The organism is Aquipluma nitroreducens (assembly GCF_009689585.1).
GTDB classification, from domain to species: domain Bacteria; phylum Bacteroidota; class Bacteroidia; order Bacteroidales; family Prolixibacteraceae; genus Aquipluma; species Aquipluma nitroreducens.
In genome coordinates, this window is the sequence record NZ_AP018694.1 from 1,380,121 (window position 1) to 1,405,056 (window position 24,936).

Genomic DNA, 24,936 nt, shown 5'->3' on the forward strand with positions numbered 1-24,936 from the left:
CGATTTCACCAAAACGTAACAGACAATTATTACCATGATTTACGAAGCGTTACAGATTTTAAGCGAACAACTGGACAAACACCTGTCTGATTCCGGATTAAAAAATCTGGTTATACTTGAAAACATTGCCCTTCTTGAAACGGCAGATGAAAATGCGGATAATCTTAAAGGCAAAGTGGTTCTCACTTTGATCAATCTTCAGGAGGAATCTGCTCTGCGAAATATTCCAAATTATAAAATTAAAGATGGCAAGACTGAATACCGAAATCCACCGGTTCATTTGAATTTTTACCTTCTGATAAGCGCCAATTGTGATACTTACGACAAATCGCTGCGAAGCTTGTCGAAAACCATTCAGTTTTTTCAAGGAAAGAAGGTATTTACATCGACCAATACGGTTTACAATCGAAACAATGTGGCTTTTGATGTAATCGACTATTTCCGGTTCAATCTGGAATTATATACCCTGAGCCTCGAAGAATTGAATCACGTTTGGGGAACCCTGGGTGGCCGTCAGCTTCCTTCAGTGGTTTACAAAGTACAACTGCTGGAAATCGAGCAAGACATCAAACTTGCAACATCAGGAGTAATTACACACATCGGCGGAGACTTAAACGACATCAACCAATGAGCTTTTCCATTCAATATAAACCACTTTTTAAGGTTGACCTGCTTCACCTTTATTTCCTGAACAACGGGCTGAAAACGTTTTTCACGATGAATGTCACTGAAGCTGCCAAGCAAATGGACGGCTATGCACTGAATTCATTTCTAAGCATCGCTCCCACCCTCGAAACTCAGCAAAAACTAAATGGATATAGCCTGGTTTACAGAAATTTAAATTCCGGATTTACAATCTGGACAAAAGTCAGCAATACGGATAATGCGATACCATTTATTCCTCTTCCTGATGATTTGAGCCTGACTTTCCTGGTAAAAATTAACGATCCGGCATTTTATAATTACACCAATCTTAAGCTCGACAACCAGGGCAAAATCAATTATTTTTCGAACCGGCGGCTGGCGACCGAAGTTCCTGCATTTCCGCTGATCAACAAGTCGGGCGATCATTTCAATATCAATGAAACTTTTGCACTCACTCCGGAAAGCGCAGCATCTGAATTGACAAACCTTTCTACGGTTGAAAAGACTAATCTTTTGGGCCTGATCAGGTTGCACATGAAAGCTGATGTTCCTGCTCTTAATATCATCGATTCAAACGGAAAAATTTCGAATCCACCGAAGAATTTCGAACTGGTTTTTGCCAACCGGAAAACACTTTGGCGGTACATTTTCAGGAAAGACCCCAAAGTAAAAAACAACGACGATGTTAAAATGGAAGGCGCAGACCCCAATGTTTTGATCTCCAAATCGGAACAGCCACTCACTCAAAAGGGATTTATTTCAGTTGAACTTGGAGGAAAAGATTTGCCCAATCCTGACTCAAAGCTGATAAAACCTGATTCGCTCAATTCAAAATACTATTCTGAAATATACATGTAAAACTAAAAACACAAGATTATGGCAACAGCTTACAAAACACCAGGTGTTTACGTCGAGGAAATTGCAAAATTCCCGCCTTCGGTAGCACAAGTTGAAACGGCTATACCTGCTTTTATTGGCTATACCGAAAAGGCAACCAATAAAATCAAGGGAGACTTAAAAGGAGTTCCGACCCGGCTCACCTCTTTACTTGAATATGAAACCTGGTTTGGGTTTGCCAAGCCCGAAAAAACCATCAGCGTCACCATTAACGATACGCTGGTAAACGGCACCACCAGCCGCGCCATAGTGGTCGATCAGCCATCGGCACGCGAGCCTTTCCTGATGTATTATTCCATGCAAATGTATTTTGCCAACGGTGGCGGACCATGTTACGTTGTTTCAGTTGGCCGCTACGGTTCCGACCTCGATGCCGCTGACACACAGGTTACTTCAATCAATAACTTCGATGATTTAAAAAAAGGACTTGGCGCCGTTGAAAAAGTGGACGAAGTGACCTTGATTGTTTTTCCGGATGCCACAGCTTTGTCAACCGCTTCGGAGTTTTACGGGCTGTACAACGATGCCCTGACCCAATGCAACAAATTGCAGGATCGCTTTACCATTATCGATACACTGAGTTACGATTCCACCAGTCCGACCGATTCGAATATTGATGATCTGAGAAACTTCATTCTTTCCGACAAAGACATTATTAAATATGGTGCGGCTTATTACCCATTCCTGAAAACCATTCTCGATTACCAATATAATCCGAAAGACATCACTATTGCGCATTATTCCTACAGTGCTGAGGCATACGAAACCATCAAGAAAAACCTGGAAGCCATCGAAAACCTGGCAACCGGAATGCCTGCCACAGTTAAAAAGCTGGTGGACCTGACAACCACCCCTGGAAATATTGCCGGTGACGTGAGTAATGTGCTGTTCAAAATGTATGACAGCGTTGCCGGATTTGACCTTGGAGGTGTTTTTGCAACCAACGACACCAAGAAAACAGATTTTCTCGCTTTGGTCGAAACATTGTTGGCCTCGCTTGATAAACTGGCTGACTTTAAAGCCAAACTGAATGCTGAAGCAACTGCGGCAGCAACAACCATTCAGGACGAAAATCCGGTCATTGCAACCAGTATCAATGCCGCACTGGCCGCATTCAATGCCGATTTTGTGGGCGCCGGAAAAATTGACGAAGTAACTGCCAACCTGCACGATTTATACTCGAAAATGCAGGCAGCCAATACCGATGTCAAGGTTAAAAATATCCTGAATGTGAATGCGGTTAATTTCGATGCCGAACTGAAGAAACTTGAAAGCTACACACCGCTAAACACTCAGGCCGGAATCGTTTCAACCGTTGACGCCTTCGCCAACGTTGGAGCCAATTTAACGGCTGTTGGCACTGAAATTAAAAAAGTTGAAGGCAAAGACAAAAACAATGGCGCCCTGAACGGACGGAAATTAAGCGATGTTGCAGCTGTTGACAATTCAACCTACAACAAAATATTAACTGCAATCGGAAATCTTCCGCTTGAGTTACCACCTAGTTCGGCAATTGCCGGAGTTTATGCGAGGGTCGATAAAGACAGAGGTGTGTGGAAAGCTCCGGCAAATGTCGGACTGAACTATGTGACCAACCTTTCGGTGAAAATCACCAACGAAAGCCAGGAAAGCCTGAATGTGGATACAACCGCCGGAAAGTCAATTAATGCCATCCGCGCATTTACCGGCAAGGGAATTCTGGTTTGGGGAGCGCGTACACTCGCCGGAAACGACAATGAATGGCGCTATGTTCCAGTCCGCCGCTTCTTTAACATGGTTGAAGAATCGGTTAAAAAAGCGACTTCGCAATTTGTTTTCGAGCCCAACGATGCCAACACCTGGGTGAAAGTCCGGGCCATGATCGAAAACTTCCTGATTCTTCAATGGAGAGCCGGAGCTTTGGCTGGGGCAAAACCTGAACAAGCATTTTATGTACGGGTTGGACTGGGTCAAACCATGACAGCCGAAGACATCCTGAACGGATACATGCACATCGAAATCGGCATGGCAGTGGTTCGTCCGGCTGAATTCATCGTGCTGAAATTCTCACATAAATTACAGGAAGCTTAACAAGTATAAATCTTAAAAAATATAATCATGGCAGCAAATTACCCATTGGTCAAGTTCCATTTTCAGGTTGAATGGGGTGGAACAAAAATAGGATTTACCGAGGTTTCCGGTTTGGACGTGGAAACTGAAGTGGTTGAATACCGCGATGGTGCAAGTCCGGAGTATTCAAAAATAAAAATGCCGGGCATGCAGAAATTCAGCAACATTACACTGAAACGCGGCACATTCAAGAGCGATAATGAATACTTCAAATGGTGGAATACTGTAAAGCTCAACACGATTGAGCGCCGCGACATCACCATCAGCCTGCTTAATGAAGAACACGCGCCGGTGATTACCTGGAAGGTTAAAAATGCCTGGCCCAGCAAAGTCCAGTCAACCGACCTGAAAGCCGAAGGCAACGAGGTGGCCATCGAGTCGATGGAAATTGTGCACGAAGGATTAAGCATTCAAAACGAATAACAATGAGCAATTACTATCCTCCTTTGGGATTTCACTTTAAAGTTGAATTTGCCAATCTGAGTGGCGAATATCAGTTTCAATCGGTCTCGGGCTTAAACGTTGAGCTCGAAACAGAACAGATTGCCGAAGGGGGAGAAAATCGGTTCAAGCACAAATTGCCTGTTTCAACGCGCTATCCAAACCTGGTTTTAAAGCGCGGGATCAAGGTCGATTCGGCGCTGACCAAATGGTGCAGGGATGCGTTGGAAAACTTCGACATCAAGCCGACCAACATCACCATCAGTTTGCTGAACGAAAACCACGAACCGCTGATGACCTGGAATGTGGTGCATGCTTACCCGCTGAAATGGTCGGTTTCAGAGTTTAATGCCGAGAAAAGTCAACTGGCCATTGAATCGATTGAACTGGCTTACAACTACTTTAATATTCAGTAATATGCCTGTCGAAATCAGAGAATTGACGATCAAAATCACGGTAGCCGACCAACCGGCACAATCTCCAAGTCCTGAAGCAAATAGTCAGGAGAGTAAAGATGTGATTATAGCGACTTGCGTTGAACAGGTTTTGGAAATTTTATCGAAAAAACAAGAACGATAATTATGAGCGGCGAACTGATTAAACTACGGATAAAAGCCTACAAGGACGCGAAATTTTCGGACGAAGTTGCCGACGGTGAATTCAAATCGCTCTTGAATCCTGATAAGTATGCATTCAAATACAAGATTGAATCAAACCACGACCAGGCTTCAGGAACAAGCAAATCGTCGCCGAAATTCAATAAAATTTTGCCTGAAGATTTAAGCCTTGAATTTGTTTTCGACCGCACGGGAGTGATTACCGATTATGGCTCTCCCGGAGCTGCTGACGACCAAACGTTCAAAGATGAAGGTGGTGGCATTATCGACGACATCGAAAAGTTTAAGAAAGTAGTTTTCGATTATAATGGCGACGAACACAAGCCCAATTACCTGATCATTTCGTGGGGAACGCTCCTTTTTAAGGGAACGCTCACCGAAATGGATATCACGTACAAGCTGTTCAAGTCCGACGGGACTCCGCTCCGCGCGACGGCAAGCGCCAAATTCAAGGGGTTTGTTGAAGACAACCTGCGGGTTGCCATGGAAAATAACAGTTCCCCGGATTTAACACACATCCGCACAGTAAAAGAAGGCGACAAGCTGCCTTTGATGGCGTTCCGGATTTACGGCGATTCCAAATATTACCTTGAAGTCGCGAAAGCCAACAACATCACCAACTTCAGAAAACTGACCGTGGGAAGCAAAATTTTCTTTCCACCCATTCAAAAAACATCGTAAACATGCCTCAACGAGTCATACAAACTTCGCAGCCGTCCGATTTGGTTACCCCGAAAATTTTGATTGAAGGGTCCGAACTTTCCCATGCCTATTCGGTCATGAATATTGTGGTGGAAAAGGAGATCAACCGCATTCCGACTGCGCGGATCATAGTACTCGATGGCAACCCTTCAGGGCAGGATTGGGAACTGAGCAACAAGGATTTGTTTTTACCCGGAAAGGAAATCGAAATTAAAGCCGGTTATCATTCCGACGAGGAAACGATTTTCAAAGGCATCGTGATCAAGCACAGCCTGAAAATCAGGACCAGTCAGTCGTTCCTGATTGTGGAATGCAAGGACAAGGCAGTGAAAATGACCATTGGCCGCAAAAGCAAATATTTCTACGAAAGCAAAGACAGCGATATCCTGGGTGAAATCATCGGAACGTATGGTTTGGAAAATGATGTTGAAGCAACCAGCGTTCAGCACAAAGAACTGGTTCAATACAATGTTTCCGACTGGGATTTTTGCGTGGTCCGCGCTCAGGCCAACGGAAAAGTACTGGTTGTTGACGACGGGAAAATCTCGGTAAAGAAACCCGATGCCGGTCAGTCCGAAGTCGAAACTGTTTCATACGGCGCCACCATGCTCGATTTTGATGCCGAAATGGATGCCCGCAACCAGTTTCAAAAAGTGACTTCGTATGGCTGGAATGCCGCCGATCAGACCATTCAGGAAATGGAAGCCAGCAACCCGGCGGTGAGTTCAAACGGAAATGTTTCGTACGATGATCTGGCCGCTGTGATTGGCCTTTCAAACCTGGAACTGAAAAATGGCGCTGCTGCCCCCGACGTTGCTTTGCAGGCCTGGGCCGATGCCAAAACGCTGTTCAACCAATTTTCGAAAATCCGCGGAAGGGTGAAATTTCAGGGAATTCCGGCAGTAAAACCCAATACCACGCTGAAACTCGAAGGGGTTGGAAACCGATTCAACGGCAAAGTTTACGTTTCAGCCATTCGCCACCAGATCGCCGAAGGCAACTGGACGGTGGATGCCCAGTTCGGAATCGACCCCAACTGGTTTTCCGAAACCGTTGAAATCAACGATCAGCCCGCGGCGGGGTTACTGGCAGCTGTGCAAGGTTTGCAAATCGGAATTGTGACCCAGCTCGAAAACGATCCGGATGGCGAAAACCGAATCCTGGTTCGAATGCCCATCATTTCGGGCAGCGAGCAGGGAATCTGGGCCCGGGTATCCACACTCGATGCCGGTAGCGACCGCGGTTCGTTTTTTCTTCCTGAAATCGGTGACGAGGTGATTGTCGGCTTTATCAACGGCGACCCCGATCATCCGGTGGTTTTGGGAATGATGAACAGCAGCGCGAAAGCCGCACCGCTCACCGCAAGCGACGACAACCACGAAAAGGGTTTTACCACACGCAGCAAAATGAAATTCATTTTCAACGACGATAAAAAGTCGGTGGTGCTGGAAACTCCCAAAGGCAAAAAAATTACAGTCGACGAAGATGCCGGAATCATCCAAATTGAAGACGATTTCTCGAATAAAATCACGATGGATTCCGCCGGAATTGCACTTGAAAGTCCGAAGGATATCACTATCAAAGCCACCGGCGATGTAAAAATTGACGGGATGAATGTTACGATAACTGCCAACGCGCAATTTAAAGCCAGCGGAAATGCAGGCGCCGAATTATCAACCGGAGCTATAGCCAAAATACAGGGTTCAATGGTGCAGATTAATTAAAAGGAGACAGAAGTCCGGAGACAGAAGACGGAAGAAAAATAGTCACAGTGTTCAGTAGCAGTTGACAGGAAAAGCCGGAAGTCCGAAGGAACTCTAAACTCCGAACTCTAGGCACTTCGAACTTATAAATTGTAAATAGTAAATAATCAAATAGTAAATCAAACCATGCCACCAGCTGCACGAATAACCGATTTTCATACTTGCCCGATGGTCAATCCCGGGCCGGTTCCACATGTTGGGGGGCCGATTTTACCGCCCGGCGCGCCCACTGTTTTAATTGGCGGAATGCCCGCTGCCCGGGTTGGCGACATGGCTGTTTGCGTTGGGCCGCCCGACACCATCGCGATGGGTTCGACAACCGTCCTGATTGGCGGAATGCCTGCTGCCCGGATGGGCGATTCAACGGCACATGGAGGAGTAATCGTGGTGGGATGCCCCACAGTAATGATTGGAGGTTAAAACTATGGATACAAGCAAATCATTTTTAGGCCGTGGCTGGGGATTTCCCCCGGAGTTTAACCGGGCAACCAAAGCGGTAAACATGCTGGAAGACGAGGCCGACATCAAAAGCAGTCTCGAAATTCTGCTGTCAACGCGGCTTGGCGAACGGGTGATGGTTCCGGATTACGGCTGCAACCTCGACGAACTGCTTTTTAAGCCACTCACCTTAACCCTGAAAACTTATGTGATCGACCTGATTAAAACGGCCATTCTTTATTACGAGCCGCGGATCGATCTCAACAAAATAGCCATCGACCCGACTGACGAACTGGAAGGTGTTTTGCTGATCAACCTCGATTACACCGTTCGTGCAACCAATTCGAGAAAAAACATGGTTTACCCGTTTTATAAAGCAGAAGGAAACGAATTGTAACCTACAAAAACTATGGCTAACTGTGGCAAAGACATATTAATTGCAAGAGAAGGAACCGAACAGCAGCAACGGCTGATCGATGCGCTGAGTCCTGAATATTTTAAACTGAACGAATTCAGCTTAAACGACTGGATGCAGTTTGCATACCGTTTTGCGGAGCATGTCAATTATTTCGACACTGACGATTTTCAGAACCGATCCGGAAACTGGCAGGATTTTTTTACGCCGGAAAAAGGACTGGAAGATTTTCTGAAAGCTTTCAATCTGGACGAAAATACAAATTCTCCGGAAAGTCAGAACATCACCCCGCATCTGGCGCTGTTCATCAGTTTCATCAAGCTACTGGAAACAAGCCAAAAGCGGTTTAACCATCTGACCAAAAAGCACCTCGATTTTTATTACAGCCAGATTCTCGACATCCAGAAATTACCGGCAACTCCGGATCAGGTTCACCTCATTTTCGAGCTGGCGAAGAACGTGCTGGACGCCAAAATTGCTGAAAACACAGAACTCGACGGCGGAAAAGATGCGATTGGCAAAAAGCTGATTTACCAGACTTCGGAAGAACTGATTGCCAACCATATAAAAGTCAGTCAGCTTAAAAGCGTTTACAACGACCACGAGCACGAGAAAATAAAAGCCGCCAATGCGACCAATTCGTACGATGGCTCCGGAACGCCATTCCCCGACGGAGAAGTAAAATGGTGGCCTTTTGGATATTACCAGGATAAAGCTGAGTTGAAAGCTTCTGGGAAGGAACCGATTTATCCTGAATTAGCTGATGCCAGGCTTGGATTTGCCATTTCCGGAGAGATTCTGGAACTTCAGGAAGGCGAGCGCAACATTCAGTTGACTGTCGAATTTTCGTCGGCACTGAATGCAATAGCGTTCAATCAGCTTCGCGACAACATCGAAATATCGTGCAGCGGCGAAAAGAAGTGGCTGGGTCCATTCCAGCTGCAGCAACAGATCAGCGATCCCGACGGAAAGACCATTTTCACGACCGGACTCGACTCAACCAATAAAATACTGAAACTGGCTTTTCAGGTGCCGAAAGACGAAAAGGCGGTTGTTGGGTACAATGCCGCTGTTTTGGGCGAACATTTTTCAACCGCATTGCCGGTTTGCCGGATGCTGATCAAAACCGGGAACATCGACGGCCACGCGCTTTACCGCACGCTTGTTGAGAAGCCGGTGAAAAACATCACGGTAAATATCGATGTGAGGGGCGTTAAAAGCCTGTTGCTCGAAAGCGATATTGGCACTTTGAATGCAGCCAAGCCATTTTACCCGTTCGGAACGCAACCGGTTAATAAATCAAATTTCTACATCAATTATCCGGAACTTTTCAAAAAAGACTGGAAAAATCTGGCTGTTTCCATTGATTGGAAAAACACGCCCGACAGTTTTAAAGAATTGTACTATGCTTACCGCAAAGACTATCGGTACAATGTAACCCCAACAGTATTCCTAGAAAAAATGGGCGATTTTTCAGCACTGGAGGCAGAGGTTCCACCAATCAAAGTCGCCAGCCTGATGCAGGAAAAAGTGGCAGCGACCGATTTGATTTCTGAAGCGGTATCAAAAATTTACAAAGTCAATGAATTGGGACTGATTGTGCCGAACGACTCCTATTTCACCGCCGATGTGGAAGTCCTGAACAAGGAAGAATGGGAACTGGCCATCAATAACCTGACTTTGTTTACCAAAGACGGCGATGCGTACCAGACCAATTTTTCGGTAACCAATTCGGGTTACGAGGCCGACAAAAATGGGCCGGTCCGCTTGTCGTTGAGCCAGTCGTTTTTGCACGAACTTTTCCCACGGATTTACGCGCTGGCCTTCAGCAGTCAGGAAAAAGGCGCGCTGATTCCAAACGAGCCGTACACGCCCATGGCTGAAAACGTCAGTCTGGATTATACTGCGCAAACCAGCGCCATCATTGGAAATACCACTCAAAATTACAGCGACAACCCGATCCGTTTTTTCCACGAACACCCGTTTGGCCAGTCGGAAGAGCATCCGTATTTAAAGGCTAGCGTTGGGTTTTTAGCTACTGAAAATCAGAACCTGAACCTGGTCCCAACCTACTGCAAAGGCGGGGAATTTTATATCGGGCTCGAAAATGCCCGGAATTTGCAACAGGTTTCGATGCTGGTTCAGGTTCTGGAAGGAAGTGAAAACCCGTTGGCCGATTCGTTTACCGGAAAGCAGAAAGTGGAATGGTCTGTTTTGTGCCAAAACGAATGGAAAAGCCTCGATTCGAATGACATGATTTCGAACGAAACCGACAATTTCCTGAAATCGGGGATCGTAAAATTTTCGGTACCGAAAGAAGCCACAACCAACAACACCAGGCTGCCCGAAAATTTGGTCTGGGTGAAAGCCAAAATCCATAAAACATACGACGCCGTTTGCAAAACCATCGACATTCTGGCACAGGCCGTTCAGGCTGAATTTACGAACAACGGCAACGACCTGTCGCACCTCGAAAAAGGGCTTCAGGCCAAAACCATTTCGAAAATGATCGAGCGGCTGTCGACGGTCAAAAGCGTTTCGCAGCCCTTCAACTCGTTTGGCGGCCAGCCCGTTGAGTCGGACGAAGCCTATTACCGGAGGGTGAGCGAGCGGTTGCGTCATAAAAACCGCGCCATCGCGCTGTGGGATTACGAGCACATCATTCTTCAGGAATTTCCGGCCATTCACAAAGTAAAATGCCTGAACCACTGTTCCGAAACTTCGTTTCTGGCGCCCGGCAATGTGCTGATTGTAGTCATTCCCGATATCGTCAACAAAAATGTTTTCGACATTTATCAGCCACGGGTGAGTAAAGCCACTCTGAACGCCGTTCAGAATCACATCAGCAAGCTGAATTCGCTGCACGTCAAGGCCAAAGTGATTAATCCGGATTACGAGGAAGTGACCGTAAGCCTGAAGGTGAAGTTTTACCAGGGGTTCGACGAGAATTTTTACCTGCGGGTTTTGAATGAAGACATCACGCGGTTCCTTTCGCCATGGGCTTTTGAAAATACAGCCGACATTCAGTTTGGCGTCACTTTGCAACGAAGTTTACTCATCAAATCCATCGAAAAACTGAACTATGTCGATTATGTGGAAGATGTGAAACTCATCAAAGACGGCGAAATCAGTTTAACCAGTGTCACGCCATCGAGCCCCAAAGCCATTTTGGTTTCGGCCAAGCAGCACCAGTTGGGCACGGCCACAAAAAGTTGTAAAGTCATCACTGAAACAGTAGAAAAATGTCAGACTTAGGCACAAATACTAGCATTCCAAAGAATGTAGAAACGAAAGACGATCTCGATTATTCGTTCCTGCGCGGGAAAGGTCTGGAATACATCGAAAAGCTTTCGAGCAATCTATGGACCGATTACAATACGCACGACCCGGGTGTGACCATGCTCGAGGTGCTGTGTTACGCCATCACCGACCTGGGCATGCGCATGGAAATGCCGATTGAGAATATACTGGCTCCGGAAGATAAAACCGCGCAGAAAATTTCTGATCAGTTTTTCAGAGCAACACAGATTTTGCCTTCAAAACCGGTGAATGAAAACGATTACCGGAAGCTCTTTATCGATATTGAAGGAGTGAAAAACTGCTGGTTGAAACCGTTCGAAAAAACCGTTTATCTGGACTGCAAAAACGACAAACTGGCATACAATCCGAAGTTACTGGCCAAACTTACCGGCGATTTTAATCTTCACGGTTTGTATTCCATCACAGTTGATTTTGATGAACTGGATGAAGATCTCTTCCCGACTGACGAGTTGAAAGCAAAAGAATACGACCGGATAAAAGCGCTCATTACCAAACGTTTCCATGCCAACCGCAACCTGTGCGAAGATTTGGCTGAAATTACCAAGGTTGAAGTGCATCCGATTTCGGTTTGCGCCAGTATCGATGTACTTCCCGAAGCTGATGAAGAACTGGTGCACGCCAAAGTGCTGCGCGCCATCGACGAATATTTTTCGCCATCGCTCCGGTTTTATTCCCTGAAACAAATGTTCGACAAAGGGTATCCTTCAGACCAGATTTTTGAAGGGCCGCTGCTGACCAATGGCTTCATCGACCCGAAAGAACTGGAAGCTGCAGGTTTGCGCACCGAAGTCCGCCTTTCCGATATCATGCAACTGATTATGAACGTCGAAGGCGTCAACTTCATCAAAGATATTTCAATTAACAATTGTAAAAATCCAACCGACGAGACCGATAGCTGGCTGATTTGCGTTGAACCGGGCAAAAAACCGGTTCGATGCACAGACAGCGCATACAGCTATTACAAGGGAGTTTTGCCGGTAAATGTGAATCCAAAGAAAGTCGAAAAATACCTCGACGATCTGGAACAGGCCGAAAAAGCGGAGCAGGCTTCGGTGAGCCTCGACATGGAAATTGCCATTCCGACCGGAACGTATTTCAATACCCGTGAGACCACCACCATCCAGAACGATTTTCCGGACACTTACGGAATTGGCCTGAATGGACTGCCATCGCAGGTTGGAACCATTCGCAAATCGCAGGCACGGCAGTTGAAAGGCTATTTGTTGTTCTTCGACCAGATTCTGGCCAGCTATTTTGCGCACCTCGAAAAAGTGAAAGATTTGCTGTCGGTCGATAATCGCCTGAAGAAAACCTATTTCACGCAGGCCGTCAGCGACCTGACCGATTTCAGCGAGCTGGTTTCGGATTATCCGACCGACCAGCCGGGCGATTTGAGCGACTTGCTTTTTGCTGAACTCGATCGCAACATCGAACGTAAAAACCGGCTGCTCGACCACCTCATTGCCCGTTTTGCCGAAAAATTCAGCGATTACACGTTCCTGATGAAGCAGCTTTACGGCGATTATGCCAGCGAAGCCATTTTGCATTCGAAGGAAAATTTCCTGAAAGATTACGACATCACCAGCCGCCAGCGCGGAAGTGCGTTTAATTATTACCGGCAACCGGCGAGCGAAATCTGGGATACCGGAAACGTGGCCGGAGTCGAAAAACGGATTGCACGGCTTTCAGGAATGAAGAACTTTTTCCGCCGGAATTTATCCGCTTCGTTCGTCGAAATTTACGACCTGATTGATTCGGACGGCAACAAGGTTTACCGCTGGCGAATCCGGAACGAAGCCAATGAAATCATTTTGTCGGCTACCGAAAATTATGCCCATCCGTCGCTGGCCGAAGACGAAATGTATTTGGCAGTAGTCAAAATCATTGAGACGTCTCCGGAAACAATTAAAAAGGCGTTCAAAAAGTTCATTCCTGATGAATCAGAAACCGGAAATTTCGAAATTCAACTGGCCGATTCGGGAAAATATTCGTTCGACATCATCAATCTGGAAGCCTCGGCCAACAGCACAAAACGAATCATCGCCCGACAGTTTAGCTATTACGACACGCAGGACGAACTGAAAAAGGCCATTCTGGAAATCATCGAATTTATGACCATGTTGTTCTCGGAAGAAGGCATGTTTCTGGTCGAACACATTTTGCTGCGGCCTGACAGTTCAGAAACCGACACCCCGCTGGATGAGTTTATGCCGATATGCACCGACAACTGCACCAGTTGCCAGCCGGTTGACCCGTATTCGTATCGCATTTCGGTAGTACTTCCGGGCTGGACGTACCGGTTTGCCAATCCCGATTTCAGGAATTTCATGGAAGAATTGATCCGGAAAGAAATTCCGGCGCATATTCTGGCACGCATCTGTTGGGTAGGCTATCGCAAAAACGACGTTCCCGATCCCGAAAACGAAATGCTTCAGTTTGAAAAGGCGTGGAAGGAATTTTTGCTGGCCAAAACCAGTTCCGCTCCGGATTTAAACATGAAGCTCAAAACCCTGAACCTTATTTTAAGTGAATTAAATTCAATATATCCGACCGGCAGATTAATCGATTGCGACGATGAAACCGATTCGTTGAAAGGCAGAATCATTCTTGGCAGAACCTTTATTGGAAACCTTTAATTGACAACGTTATGGCAACAAAATTATCAGAGATTACGACCCAATATCATACTTTTGAGGACAACCAGGTTTTAACCAAAGACCAGCTCAACGAATTCATCGATTATTTCGAAGATCAGGACCGCATGTCGCGCATTTTCCTGAGCGGAGTGGGCATTGTCTGCGGTTTCGAACTGAGTCTCGATGCGGGAAAACCTTCGGTTACGATCAGTCAGGGTGCGGGCGTAACCACCGACGGCGACCTAATCAAACTCCGGAAAAACATTGCCGGTTCGGGCCTGAAATCCATTGATCTTTCGTCGGTCGAATACACGCATTACAAAGCGTTCGAAGACAGTTTTGCCAATTACAAATTCTTCAAAAAGCTGGTTAATGTCGATGGAAAAATCAAGGAGATGCCCATCGAAATGCTGGAACTTCTGACGGCCGACGCCGAGGGAGCGATTCCGCTGGCTTCACTTTCAGGATTGAACATCGGCGCGGTTTCGAAATTTAGAAATACAGCGCTTTCGGATTTAAAAGACGTATCGCTTTCAGAATTTAAAGACCCGACGTTCTCCCGATTTACGGATCGTCTACTTTCAGGATTGACCGATAAAGTGGTTTTGCTTTACCTCGAAGCCTACGAAAAAAAGGCCGATTTATGTACCTCGATTGATTGCGACAACCAGGGCGTCGAGCAGGTTGCCCGGCTCCGGGTTTTGCTGGTTTCGAAAGTTGATGCCGATTACATCGCCAGTCTCGATTCCATTTACTCGAAACACAACGTGGTTCAGTCGTTATTCGATTTGCCTGAAGTGGCCGTTCGACGCGTGGTTCTGAACAAAAGCAATACAGCCAATTACAACGAATTGAAACGCGCCTATTTCACCGCTTTAACCACCGACCCGCTGGTAGCCGATCTGTCGAACGGTATTTCGCAGATTGCCGGGAATTTCAATTCGCTTCTGAAACTGGATACCACTGACGAAGACCTGAAAACTGCCCTAACCAAGCTCAAGAGTCTGGTTGGGTTCAGCGCCTACAACATTCCGTTTAATGTGCAATACCGCTACGACTGTGTGAAAGATATTGTGGATACCTACAACGAACTGAAATGCCATTTAACCGAATTGAAGGAAGAATGCTGCCCGGATATCAATGCTTTCCCAAAACATTTAATGCTGGGCGATCTGAACGAAATCGGGAACGCGGTAAAACACCACCGGCACCGTTTTTACAAATCGCCAATCCTGAATGGCGGCACCAGCAAAATCCAGCAATGCCGAAACCTTTTCCTCCGGATTTTGGAACTGATCAATCGGTTCCAGACCTCGGTTGGCGACATCAAAATCACCCCTTCCAATAAACTGCCCGAACTGAGTTTCCGAAGCATTCCGTTTTATTATACGGTCAACGACGCCTTGCTTTCGTCTTGGAATTTTTTCAAGACCGAAAAGAACCGACAGAATACCAATCTGAGTTACCATACCGAAAATTTATCGCCGGCGCTACACATTCAGAATCCGCTGGTTTACAACACCGACCGATTCGATTTTTACCGGATTGAAGGTCATCAGGGAAAAGTTTATCAGGATGTGCTCGAAGAAATTGATGCGTTGAAAACCCAAAACGGACTGGCTTTCGATGTCAAGGCGCTGTCGGTCAATATCAATACCGAAAACCTGAACATCGATGATTACCAATGCGAATTCGAAGACCTGAATGTGCTGCTTCGCGCCTGGACCGCCGAACAGGATTGTGTTCTGGGCGAAGTCTCCAGTTTCTTCTCCGGGTTCAGTACCAGAGTTCCCGGTGCAAATGTCAAGGACATTGGTCTCAGCCGGGCTGTCCTCACCAATCTTGATGTGGCTACCAATCTGAACAGATTTTCAATAAATACCAACTTAGATGTCAAAGCTGCTGAAATAAATCCGATCGCTTCGGATGCAAAAATTTCACAGGCGACAACCTTTACCAAAAGCAATGTGATTGCCGACAACCTGACCATTCAGCCCGATGCTCTTGGTAATGTGATGAAAGTAGCGCTTGACCAAACGATAGGTGGTTCGGTAAACGACATTATCGCCAAAGCCAATTTTCTGGTTGCTGACATGGTGAATACCGATGCATGGAAAGCCGAACCTGAAATAAAAGCGTATGTCATCGACCAGTCGATTGAACTGATGGCCTATACCCAAATCCTTTCACAAAGAATGCCGTTTACTTTGGTTGATGTAAATTCCATCCGTATTTCGGCCTACAAACTGACGATGGATGACTTGTGCGCACGGGTAAAACGAATGAAAGCCAGCTACCAGACTACTAAACTTTCAACCGAACTGAAATCGTTTATGGGATTGCTGATTAACCAGCTTTCGAATGTTTGCTGTTCAGGAAAAAAACTACAGATTTTACTGGAAGAAATAGAAAAACGCAAAAAAGATATTCTAGTCAGGCTGCAACTTTCGAGTTTTATCGAAAAAAATCCCGGATTGGAACATTTGGCAGGCGTTCAGCCGGGCGGAACCTTTGTTTTGGTTTACCTGAACAAAGTGGTAACAACTGTTCCTCCGGTAATTGGGATTCGGGATGTTGCCGCTGCAAAAGATGTATTGACAGCCTCGACGGCAATCAACCGCGACGTGGCAGTAAATAATCTTTCAGTAGCAGACCGGACGATTAATCTTCTGGATATTAATACCAACCTGAGCAATTTAAACCTGTCAGACTTTATCCGCAGACAGCCTGAATTGCCCAACTACACTGTGGTGGCCGATTTCTCGCTGCCCTACATGTGCTGTTCCGACTGTTCGCCAGTTAATTTTATCGTGCAGAAACCGCCGGTTTCACTGCGGCTCGAAAAAGATGAATTCTGCCTGGGTAACGACTCCAGTCCGCTCCTGTTTGAAGTTTCGCCGGCCGATGGAGTAATCAAAGCTAATCCGGTTGTTGCCGGGGTGACCATCGACGGAGTCAAACTATCCATCGATCCGGAATTGTTCCCGAACGACATGATTGGCAAACCGATCCACTTTACGGTAAACGAGCAAATTACACTGACACAACTGACCGTTTACCGCGGGGTTCAGTTCGATTTTGCTGTGCCTGAATCGCCAACTGCCGAAACTAAAATCACGTTTATCCCGAGCGGAAACCTGGATGGATGCACTTTCCTGTGGAGTTTTGGAGACGACAGTTTGTCAACCGAACGCAACCCGACACACGTTTACAAATTACCGGTCAACAAAGAAAATAAAGTAACCGTTTCGCTCACCGTTACGGCCTCGAACGGAATTTGCCACATCACGGTGGAACATGATATCGCATTTAAAATTGAAGACACCAAAATCAATCTCGATAAGTTGACATACTGCTCCAACGACCGGAACAGTTATCCGTTTATCATCACGCCTTCCGGAATTACAGCAAAAATCGAAGGTCCGGGTGTTGAACAAGATGCCTCCGGTGCATTTGTATTTATACCAGCAAAGGCACAGGTCGGTGAAATTACTTTCAACCTGAACGGCGCTTCTTCTGGCCTGAAAGTCACTGTCAATCCGGCGCCGGTAGCCAGTTTCGAACCCAAACAAGTGGGCAACCAACTCATTCTGACCAATACTTCGACCAACGCGGTTTCCTATATCTGGTCGGTGAACGGTGCAAAATTCGAATCTGCCGACAATTCGCCACTGGTTATCGACCTGACACCAAACAGTCCGACCATCTGGGTATTATCGCTTCAGGCAAACAGTGAAACTTGCGGGATCAATGTTTCGAAAACCATCGAATTCCCAACCAAAGTGGAAGCTCCGGTAAATACCTGCACCGACGATGCCAAAGCGCAAATGATTCAGGATCGGAATCTGCTGGTAAAACTTCAGATGCCAAATTCAGACATCGTGAACCGAATCTGGCTTCAAACCAGTGCATTGTATGGCGGAACCACTGAATTTACCAAAGGCGTGCTGAATGATGTGGACAATTACCTGAGCGGGAAAAACAACGGAAATCTGGAATCACTTTTCGTCAACCTGCTCAAGACAACCGCCAAACTCATTACAGGAACCGACCGGGTTAAATTACCAACCGAATTCAATACGCTGGTTCAGCTGTTTGCCTTGCAATTGCGGCTGTTCTACAATATTCTGGGTTGCCAGGATCTAAAGATGATTGAAGAATTTAACAGCATCATCCAGGCCATTCTGAATTTAATTCTGGAACTGTTGCAGATGCTAAAGCAAATTGATGTGACAATGCCCGATTCACTGAAAGCATTCATGAAAGCCTACGCCGTGCGCGTTGAGAAGATCGCATTGCTGATAGAGCATCTCGCTAAAATAAAAGATGGAAACCTGATATAGAAGCCACCCCTAAATCCCCTAAAGGGGACTTAGATCTTGGCAAATCGGTTGGGTTATTCGCAGCTAAAGCCCCTTCAGGGGTTTGGGGTAAATAATTCAACATTAGATGGCAGTACATATCTGAAATTTTAAAACTTGAAAAACTCAAACCATATCATCGAAAAAGTCCTTTTGGAGGTGAATACTTCCAGGCTTGAAACGGCTCATATGGTGCGAAACAACATTGATGTTTTGCTGAAGAATGAGCTGCTTCCCAGGCTTGAAACGCTTTTCGATGAGTATGAATTTCAGGACGAAATAATCCGTTTTGATGAACTGACAGTAGATTTTTCAGTTGGGCAGAACCATGATTTCAGCCATCTTCCATCTGAAATTTACAGGCAGTTAAAAGCAAAGTTCGACACAAGAAATGAACATAACATGGCTTTTTCTGAAGACGCCCTGTCAGTAGAACAAAATGCCGGTCGCATTTCGGCCACACAAAATTCAGGAAATGTTTTTCTCTTTTTTCTGAAAAACGGCTATTTGCCCTGGTACGGAAAAGAAGAGCAGATCCGCAATTTTACCCGGAGTGAAATTTGGGAGACCAATCTGGATGATCGGTCTTTTTTCAGGGCGCTTGACCAAATCTTGGGAAGCAGCGAAACGGCTGCCAATCGTTTCATTCTTCAATTTCCGGACGAAATGATAACCGCCTACCTGCGTCGGAAAAATCTACAGATTCACGCCGAAACTTCCTCTATTCTGAAGATTAGTCAGAATCTGGACAAGGAAGGCAGGCGTATTTTTCTGAAACTGCTCATCAGATTGGCGCACGACGACTTTCCGGGAGTTTCAAAAAAACTTGACCGGCTGATTTTTGGCGTTTATAAAGCCGACAATCCGGTTACTGAACGATTAGAAATAGAGCAATTAAAAAAACTTTTACAGCGTATCATACCGGAAAATGCACTTCAGGATTCAGTTCTTGAAAAAATTGACTGGCTGATTGAAGGCAAACCCCTCGTCCCGAACGAAATCCATCGGCTTCCGGAGACAAAAGCAGAATCGTTTCTTGAAAAAGAGAACGACCAGATAGGAGTTCAAAATGCAGGATTAATTCTGCTGCACCCCTTCCTGAAACAGTTTTTTGCAACAACCGGAATCCAGCCGTCTGAAGACCCTGATCTGGCGATTCAGTCGCTGCATTTTTTGGCTACCGGAAATGAAGATGTATTTGAAGGGAACCTGATCATGGAAAAGTTTCTGTGCGGAGTACCCCTGAAAATGCCCGTTCAGAGATTGAGCCTTCTAACGGAAGCAGTCAAAATTGAAGCAACCGAATTACTGAGTGAAGTGGTCAGACACTGGCCTGCCCTGAAAAATACATCTGCCGATGGATTGCGGCAGTTATTTATTCAGCGCGACGGAAAACTATTTCAGGATGATGCAAAATACAAACTAATTGTGGAACGCAAAGCGCAGGATGTTCTTTTGGAAAGCGTATCGTGGAATATCGCTGTGATTAAGTTGCCGTGGATTTCGAAAATTTTATTCACTGAATGGTAAAGCTATGAAGACGAAAATAAATAAACCGGAAGCAAAAAATCAAAGCGCCACTCCCTTTTTTGCGGCAAAAAACAGCGGAGGATTTATACCTGTTCAGGCGAAATTAATGGTCAATGAACCAGGCGATGCATTCGAAACAGAGGCTGACCGGGTTGCCGATGCGGTTGTTCAACCAGCTTCCGGCGAAAGTCAGGCTTTCTTTCATCCTGCAAGTGCCCCGATTGTTCAACGCCGGGCTGAAGAACCTGTTCAGGATATTGAATCGGGTTCATTTTCACCAATTGCCGAGACAGAAGATCTGATCGCAAGCGTTTCAGGAAGCGGAGTACAGCTTGATCCTGACACCAGATTGGGAATGGAACAACGATTTGGCGCCGATTTTAGTGGCGTTAAAATACATTCCGACAGTTCTTCCGCTGCGCTGAGCAACCGACTGGGCGCGCATGCCTTCACCACCGGAAACGATATTTTCTTCAACTCCGGAAAATACAGTCCGGAAACCTTATCGGGCAAACATTTGCTGGCTCACGAATTAACACACACCATCCAGCATGGAGGAAATTCAAAGCTTCAGAATAAATCTGCCATTCAGCGCTGGCCATGGGACACATTAAGTCCGGAAGAAACCCTGGCCAATGACAAACGGGAGTTCCGGAGCCGGAACTATGGCCCGATAACCTACACCCAGGCTGCAGTTTCGGGTTCAGGTTTTGACGCCAGTTATTCACCAGCGACGAGCATTCTCAACATTACTGTCCGTGGAAAAATTCGTTTTGCCGACACCCTGAGCGGTGGTGCAGGAGGATATTCCTCATCGAACAGTTTTATGAACAGCGCTGGATTTATACCAATTATGAATGCTTTGCCTCCTGAAGTTCAGGCACGCATCCTACCCTATTTTCAGTGGACAGAGGATCAGAAACAAATTCATCTGATCCGCTTCAGGCAAAATCTGGAAGCAGCAACGGCACTTTGGCAAAATACCGGAATGTCGCTCCAGGTATCGGAAACCGGATGGGAAGATGTAACGGCAACGCCTTCGATTCATCTGGATATTACCGAAGGAAATGCTGTTCAGGGAACCAATGCCTCAGGTGGAACGGATGTTGCGTCGAGCGACCACCTTCAGGTAGAAATCGTAAAACAGCCAACAGCCGACGATGTGGCTAATATCCAGCGGATTATTACCGAATACAATGCCACAACAGGAGCTTCGGTTACCAATGGTATGCTGCGCGGAGTTCGCTCCTATCTGGGCAACGACCCAGGAAGCCGCGGTTCTGCACCACAGGGTGTCAACAATTTTATGTCGCTCGAAAGTGACCGGAGCGATGATCCGGCAAACAAATATTATTTCCAAAGTGTCTATTTTGCCAACAACGAAAGCCAGCTGTCGGAAGAAGCCAGGGCTGGTTTGGATGCATTTTTCAGCGATCCGATGATTCTGCTGGACAATGCCGACCGTGCTGTTGACATTGATTTGCACGGATATGCTTCAGCACCGGGATCAACAGCCTATAACAGTACTTTGGTCGAGGCCCGTATGAACTCGGTTCAGAATTACATCGACGAGCGTGTTGACAATTCAAACATCAGCATGAATTATTATACCACGAACCGGAACAATGATTCGGATGCCAGTGCAGAAGCCGATTTGGCCGCTTTCCCTGACCGGCATGATCCGGCCGATTTCCGTAGGGTTGACATTATGGTGACCCGTCAGGGACGCGGCGGACAAAATGTATTTGCACACGAATTAGGCCATGTGTTCGGACTGGGTGATGAATATGTGGAAACCGCAAACGGATACAACCGACCAGCTGGGGCATTGGCTTCGCACGACCAGCTGGCCAAAAACGCCGGAGTTACAGGTGGCGCAGTGGTTGGTAACGATAACCGGATCATGTCGACTGGGAATGTGGTTGGCGCCGAACATTATTCAACTTTTGCTGATGCCCTGAACCGATTGACATCGAAAACGTGGAGAGTCAATAATTAGTCGTAATTTTAGTACTTTACAACGTATACATTATGCCATTACTCGTTAAAAATACCAAGGGGTTAAAACCTCAGCATCAGGCAGAAGCTCCGCTTTTTGAAAAGACATACGTACCTCCAAGCTTTGGCAATCATTTAGTTTCGAGAGTATATGCCGATGGAAGTTTGTACTATTTATCTCATTCCGGAGAGAGTAGCTGTTTGAATGATGCTGATGAAAAATGGAATTACATTTCATCGGTTTCAGAAAAGGGAGTTCTTGGAATCCGAGTTATTCTTGAAAAGTGCCGCAACCTACCAATTGCTGCATCAACGTCGGCAAATGCTTCAGGCGCTGTCATCTGGAAAATCCCACTTGAAGGCCGCATTCAAAAAATTGAGGTATTTGGTGTTCCTGAAGGGGACTTGAAAATCTTCAATGAAATTGATTTGCTTGTTAATACGAATATTCAAACCATCCCTCGCGGATAATCCTTTCGGAAAAAGAAAAGAGCAAACAGAAACAAGGAAAGCCATGATCAAGCAACGGGAATTTGAATTTCTGAAAAACGTATTGAAGTCGCGCCTCGAAATTGAGCTGAAAGGTTCGGCAACCGAAATCCCCATATATCAATCCGAGGAAACCAATTTGTCAGAACTTGCTGGTTTTATCCGGGAAAATAAACTTTCAAATCCGGAAGTCATTACCTTGCTTTTGGCTTTGGCACCGCACATTTCTCCCGAATTTTACAATTCTATCATCTTCAGTTTTTTGCCCAATGGCGGCGACTTTCCTGAATTTGGAGGTGCAAAAGGAAAGAATCATCGGGGCATTCTGCCCACCGGCGAAACGGTTCTGTTTGTATTGGCCGGAAGCGATATTGAAAAGCGATCAACTTTTTTAGAACTATTTTCTGAAGACCACCTTTTCGCCCGAAAGGGGGTTTTGTACCTCGAAGATGTGCCGGTTGGTGAACCAAAATTGAGTGGTCGACTGATTATGGAACATGAATTTGTCGATTTACTGACTACCGGATCGATTTCTAAACCGAAGTTGAGCAGCGATTTTCCAGCGCAATTGATTGAAACCGATCTGAAATGGGACGACCTGATCCTGAATGAAAAAACCACTGCGCAGATTGCCGAAATTGAAATCTGGCTGAAGCACAACGAGGTTCTGATGAACAAATGGGGCATGAAAAGCCGCATCAAGCCAGGATTCCGCATTCTCTTTGCAGGATCTCCCGGAACAGGAAAAACCCTCACCGCAAGCCTTCTGGGGAAATACACCAACCGCGATGTTTACCGGATAGACCTTTCGCTTGTGATTTCGAAATACATTGGCGAAACCGAAAAAAACCTTTCCAAGTTATTCGACAGGGCTGAAAATAAAGACTGGATTTTGTTCTTCGATGAAGCCGACGCCCTGTTTGGAAAACGAACCGGAGTACGCGATGCCCACGACAAATATGCCAACCAGGAAGTTTCGTATCTGCTTCAGCGCATCGAAGCCCATGCCGGACTGGTGATTCTGGCTTCGAACATGAAAAGCAATATCGATGCAGCATTCACTCGGCGCTTCAATGCCATTATCGAATTCGAAATTCCATCGACGCAAGAACGGCTAATTCTTTGGAAAAAGAATATTCCAGAGAATGTGAAACTCGACGGCCAGATAAATCTGGAAGAAATCGCCCGCAAATACGAAATCAACGGCGCCAACATTGTTAACATTATTCATTACGCCTGCCTGAAAACCCTTGAGCGAAAATCAAACACCATCCTGTATTCCGACCTGTTGAAAGGCATTCAGAAAGAGTATTTGAAGGAAGGCAAGATGATTAATCTGAATTAGCCTTAAAATTAAAAAGCAACTTAAATGTAAAATAGACACTTTCGGATGAGGCTTGATATTTTCAAATCGGTTATATTTGATCCACTAACTAACGAATTAAACTATAACCTATGGAAACTATACTCCCAAAGTCCTCGGTACGAAATGCCGGCCTTGACATCTTGCGCGTTCTGGCGTGTTATATGGTTGTTCAGATTCATACTGGCGAGTTCTTTTACATTTCTCCTGAAGGCGGAGTTCTCAATGGCCCGGGAGCCTTCTGGGTTGCGATTTTCAATTCACTATTCAGGTGCGCCGTACTCTTGTTTGTCATGATTTCAGGCTACTTTTTGTTTCCGGTAAAAGACGAATTGCCAACATTTTTTCGCAAAAAATTTACGCGGGTACTGTTCCCATTTTTGATTTGGTGCGTCATTTATGCCATTTACCAGTTTATGAGGGGTAATGCCGATTTATCAGCCACTCTAATCAATATTCTACATATTCCGGTAAATTACGGAACTCAGGTTGGTCATTTGTGGTATGTGTACATGCTTCTGGGAATATATTTGTTTGCCCCGGTTATTTCTCCGTGGCTTCAAACTGCTCCAAAACAACAAATTCGATTTTACCTGATCGTTTGGGCGATCACAATGACCATTCCATACATTCACCTGGTATTTCCTGAAATTTGGGGCGAATGTTTCTGGAATAAAACCCCAATGCTTTATTATTTCTCCGGATTCCTTGGATTTGCCGTCCTCGGTTTTTACATCAAACGTTTTCATGCTCAAAAAAGCAAAGGCGATTACTTGCTTGGATTTATCCTGTTGCTGTTGGGCTATGCCATTACTGCCTACATTTTTGCATCGCGATTAAACACGGCAAAATCGATTCCGGAATTGGAACTCTCTTGGGGCTACGACACCATCAATGTTGCCATGCTGGCACTTGGTTTTTTCATGCTGATCAAAAACCTTACTTTCCGAAATCCAAACTCATGGTTTGCCAGACTTATTGAGGACATTTCGCTAAAAAGTTATGGAATTTACTTACTTCACATTATTGTCCTGAATACGACTTACAGTCTGATGATCTCGTGGATTAACGGTCAGGAATATTTATTCCCGCTGATCAGTTTGGTCACATTTGTCAGTTCCTATCTGGTCATTAAATTAATCTCTTATTTGCCTGGGAGTAAATACATTACAAGATAAAATGATTTTTTAGGAATCGCAATCAAGTTTTAA

The 24,936-nt window shown here is 45.7% G+C and carries 18 protein-coding genes; all 18 read left to right on the plus strand.

Annotated elements, in window-relative coordinates:
- Nucleotides 1–34 precede the first annotated feature (34 nt).
- The 18 genes from AQPE_RS05870 (at nt 35) to AQPE_RS05955 (ending at nt 24,903) form a co-directional block, all read left to right on the plus strand.
- The gene (locus AQPE_RS05870; protein ID WP_318350119.1) at nt 35–631 is read left to right on the plus strand and encodes a DUF4255 domain-containing protein; all 597 of its coding nucleotides are present in this window, start codon (nt 35–37) and stop codon (nt 629–631) included.
- A complete protein-coding gene (locus tag AQPE_RS05875) occupies nt 628–1,503 on the plus strand; it encodes a hypothetical protein (RefSeq protein WP_318350120.1) in 876 nt (291 codons plus the stop codon). Before AQPE_RS05870 ends, AQPE_RS05875 begins: the two co-directional genes overlap by 4 nt.
- An 18-nt stretch (nt 1,504–1,521) precedes the next feature.
- Nucleotides 1,522–3,612, plus strand: a complete 2,091-nt coding sequence (locus tag AQPE_RS05880) for a phage tail sheath family protein (protein WP_318350121.1) — start codon at nt 1,522–1,524, stop codon at nt 3,610–3,612.
- 27 nt (nt 3,613–3,639) lie between these two features.
- Entirely contained in the window at nt 3,640–4,074 is a 435-nt protein-coding gene (locus AQPE_RS05885; protein WP_318350122.1) for a phage tail protein, read from the plus strand.
- Between the two features lie 2 nt (nt 4,075–4,076).
- Nucleotides 4,077–4,508: a phage tail protein gene (locus AQPE_RS05890; protein WP_318350123.1), complete on the plus strand. Its 432-nt coding sequence runs from the start codon at nt 4,077–4,079 to the stop codon at nt 4,506–4,508.
- Between the two features lies 1 nt (nt 4,509).
- A complete protein-coding gene (locus tag AQPE_RS05895) occupies nt 4,510–4,671 on the plus strand; it encodes a DUF5908 family protein (protein WP_318350124.1) in 162 nt (53 codons plus the stop codon).
- Between the two features lie 2 nt (nt 4,672–4,673).
- On the plus strand, nt 4,674–5,390 hold the full coding sequence (locus AQPE_RS05900) for a CIS tube protein (protein WP_318350125.1): 717 nt from the start codon (nt 4,674–4,676) through the stop codon (nt 5,388–5,390).
- A 2-nt stretch (nt 5,391–5,392) separates the two neighbouring features.
- Nucleotides 5,393–7,135: a type VI secretion system tip protein VgrG gene (vgrG, locus tag AQPE_RS05905; protein WP_318350126.1), complete on the plus strand. Its 1,743-nt coding sequence runs from the start codon at nt 5,393–5,395 to the stop codon at nt 7,133–7,135.
- Between the two features lie 165 nt (nt 7,136–7,300).
- Nucleotides 7,301–7,594, plus strand: a complete 294-nt coding sequence (locus AQPE_RS05910) for a PAAR domain-containing protein (protein WP_318350127.1) — start codon at nt 7,301–7,303, stop codon at nt 7,592–7,594.
- 4 nt (nt 7,595–7,598) lie between these two features.
- Nucleotides 7,599–8,009, plus strand: a complete 411-nt coding sequence (locus tag AQPE_RS05915) for a GPW/gp25 family protein (protein ID WP_318350128.1) — start codon at nt 7,599–7,601, stop codon at nt 8,007–8,009.
- A gap of 12 nt (nt 8,010–8,021) precedes the next feature.
- Nucleotides 8,022–11,282: a baseplate J/gp47 family protein gene (locus AQPE_RS05920; protein ID WP_318350129.1), complete on the plus strand. Its 3,261-nt coding sequence runs from the start codon at nt 8,022–8,024 to the stop codon at nt 11,280–11,282.
- Nucleotides 11,270–13,984, plus strand: coding sequence for a hypothetical protein (locus AQPE_RS05925; protein ID WP_318350130.1), 2,715 nt, complete (start codon nt 11,270–11,272; stop codon nt 13,982–13,984). Before AQPE_RS05920 ends, AQPE_RS05925 begins: the two co-directional genes overlap by 13 nt.
- An 11-nt stretch (nt 13,985–13,995) precedes the next feature.
- Nucleotides 13,996–18,327 carry a PKD domain-containing protein gene (locus AQPE_RS05930; protein WP_318350131.1) on the plus strand — a complete coding sequence of 1,444 codons (4,332 nt, stop codon included), beginning with the start codon at nt 13,996–13,998 and terminating at the stop codon, nt 18,325–18,327.
- A 135-nt stretch (nt 18,328–18,462) separates the two neighbouring features.
- Entirely contained in the window at nt 18,463–19,875 is a 1,413-nt protein-coding gene (locus AQPE_RS05935; protein WP_318350132.1) for a contractile injection system tape measure protein, read from the plus strand.
- A gap of 4 nt (nt 19,876–19,879) precedes the next feature.
- Entirely contained in the window at nt 19,880–21,874 is a 1,995-nt protein-coding gene (locus tag AQPE_RS05940) for an eCIS core domain-containing protein (RefSeq protein ID WP_318350133.1), read from the plus strand.
- 32 nt (nt 21,875–21,906) lie between these two features.
- Nucleotides 21,907–22,344, plus strand: coding sequence for a hypothetical protein (locus tag AQPE_RS05945; protein WP_318350134.1), 438 nt, complete (start codon nt 21,907–21,909; stop codon nt 22,342–22,344).
- 43 nt (nt 22,345–22,387) lie between these two features.
- Complete coding sequence (locus AQPE_RS05950; RefSeq protein ID WP_318350135.1) at nt 22,388–23,707, plus strand: ATP-binding protein; 1,320 nt, start codon at nt 22,388–22,390, stop codon at nt 23,705–23,707.
- A gap of 110 nt (nt 23,708–23,817) precedes the next feature.
- Nucleotides 23,818–24,903, plus strand: a complete 1,086-nt coding sequence (locus AQPE_RS05955) for an acyltransferase (protein WP_318350136.1) — start codon at nt 23,818–23,820, stop codon at nt 24,901–24,903.
- The last annotated feature ends 33 nt before the right edge of the window (nt 24,904–24,936 follow it).

What these genes read in the sequence shown, in the direction of transcription:
- AQPE_RS05910 (WP_318350127.1), top strand. Translation starts at nt 7,301, where the DNA reads ATGCCACCAGCTGCACGAATAACCGATTTTCATACTTGCCCGATGGTC.
- AQPE_RS05940 (WP_318350133.1), top strand. Translation starts at nt 19,880, where the DNA reads ATGAAGACGAAAATAAATAAACCGGAAGCAAAAAATCAAAGCGCCACT.
- AQPE_RS05930 (WP_318350131.1), top strand. Translation starts at nt 13,996, where the DNA reads ATGGCAACAAAATTATCAGAGATTACGACCCAATATCATACTTTTGAG.
- AQPE_RS05955 (WP_318350136.1), top strand. Translation starts at nt 23,818, where the DNA reads ATGGAAACTATACTCCCAAAGTCCTCGGTACGAAATGCCGGCCTTGAC.
- AQPE_RS05950 (WP_318350135.1), top strand. Translation starts at nt 22,388, where the DNA reads ATGATCAAGCAACGGGAATTTGAATTTCTGAAAAACGTATTGAAGTCG.
- AQPE_RS05925 (WP_318350130.1), top strand. Translation starts at nt 11,270, where the DNA reads ATGTCAGACTTAGGCACAAATACTAGCATTCCAAAGAATGTAGAAACG.
- AQPE_RS05900 (WP_318350125.1), top strand. Translation starts at nt 4,674, where the DNA reads ATGAGCGGCGAACTGATTAAACTACGGATAAAAGCCTACAAGGACGCG.
- AQPE_RS05890 (WP_318350123.1), top strand. Translation starts at nt 4,077, where the DNA reads ATGAGCAATTACTATCCTCCTTTGGGATTTCACTTTAAAGTTGAATTT.
- AQPE_RS05895 (WP_318350124.1), top strand. Translation starts at nt 4,510, where the DNA reads ATGCCTGTCGAAATCAGAGAATTGACGATCAAAATCACGGTAGCCGAC.
- AQPE_RS05920 (WP_318350129.1), top strand. Translation starts at nt 8,022, where the DNA reads ATGGCTAACTGTGGCAAAGACATATTAATTGCAAGAGAAGGAACCGAA.
- AQPE_RS05880 (WP_318350121.1), top strand. Translation starts at nt 1,522, where the DNA reads ATGGCAACAGCTTACAAAACACCAGGTGTTTACGTCGAGGAAATTGCA.
- AQPE_RS05945 (WP_318350134.1), top strand. Translation starts at nt 21,907, where the DNA reads ATGCCATTACTCGTTAAAAATACCAAGGGGTTAAAACCTCAGCATCAG.
- AQPE_RS05885 (WP_318350122.1), top strand. Translation starts at nt 3,640, where the DNA reads ATGGCAGCAAATTACCCATTGGTCAAGTTCCATTTTCAGGTTGAATGG.
- vgrG (WP_318350126.1), top strand. Translation starts at nt 5,393, where the DNA reads ATGCCTCAACGAGTCATACAAACTTCGCAGCCGTCCGATTTGGTTACC.
- AQPE_RS05875 (WP_318350120.1), top strand. Translation starts at nt 628, where the DNA reads ATGAGCTTTTCCATTCAATATAAACCACTTTTTAAGGTTGACCTGCTT.
- AQPE_RS05870 (WP_318350119.1), top strand. Translation starts at nt 35, where the DNA reads ATGATTTACGAAGCGTTACAGATTTTAAGCGAACAACTGGACAAACAC.
- AQPE_RS05915 (WP_318350128.1), top strand. Translation starts at nt 7,599, where the DNA reads ATGGATACAAGCAAATCATTTTTAGGCCGTGGCTGGGGATTTCCCCCG.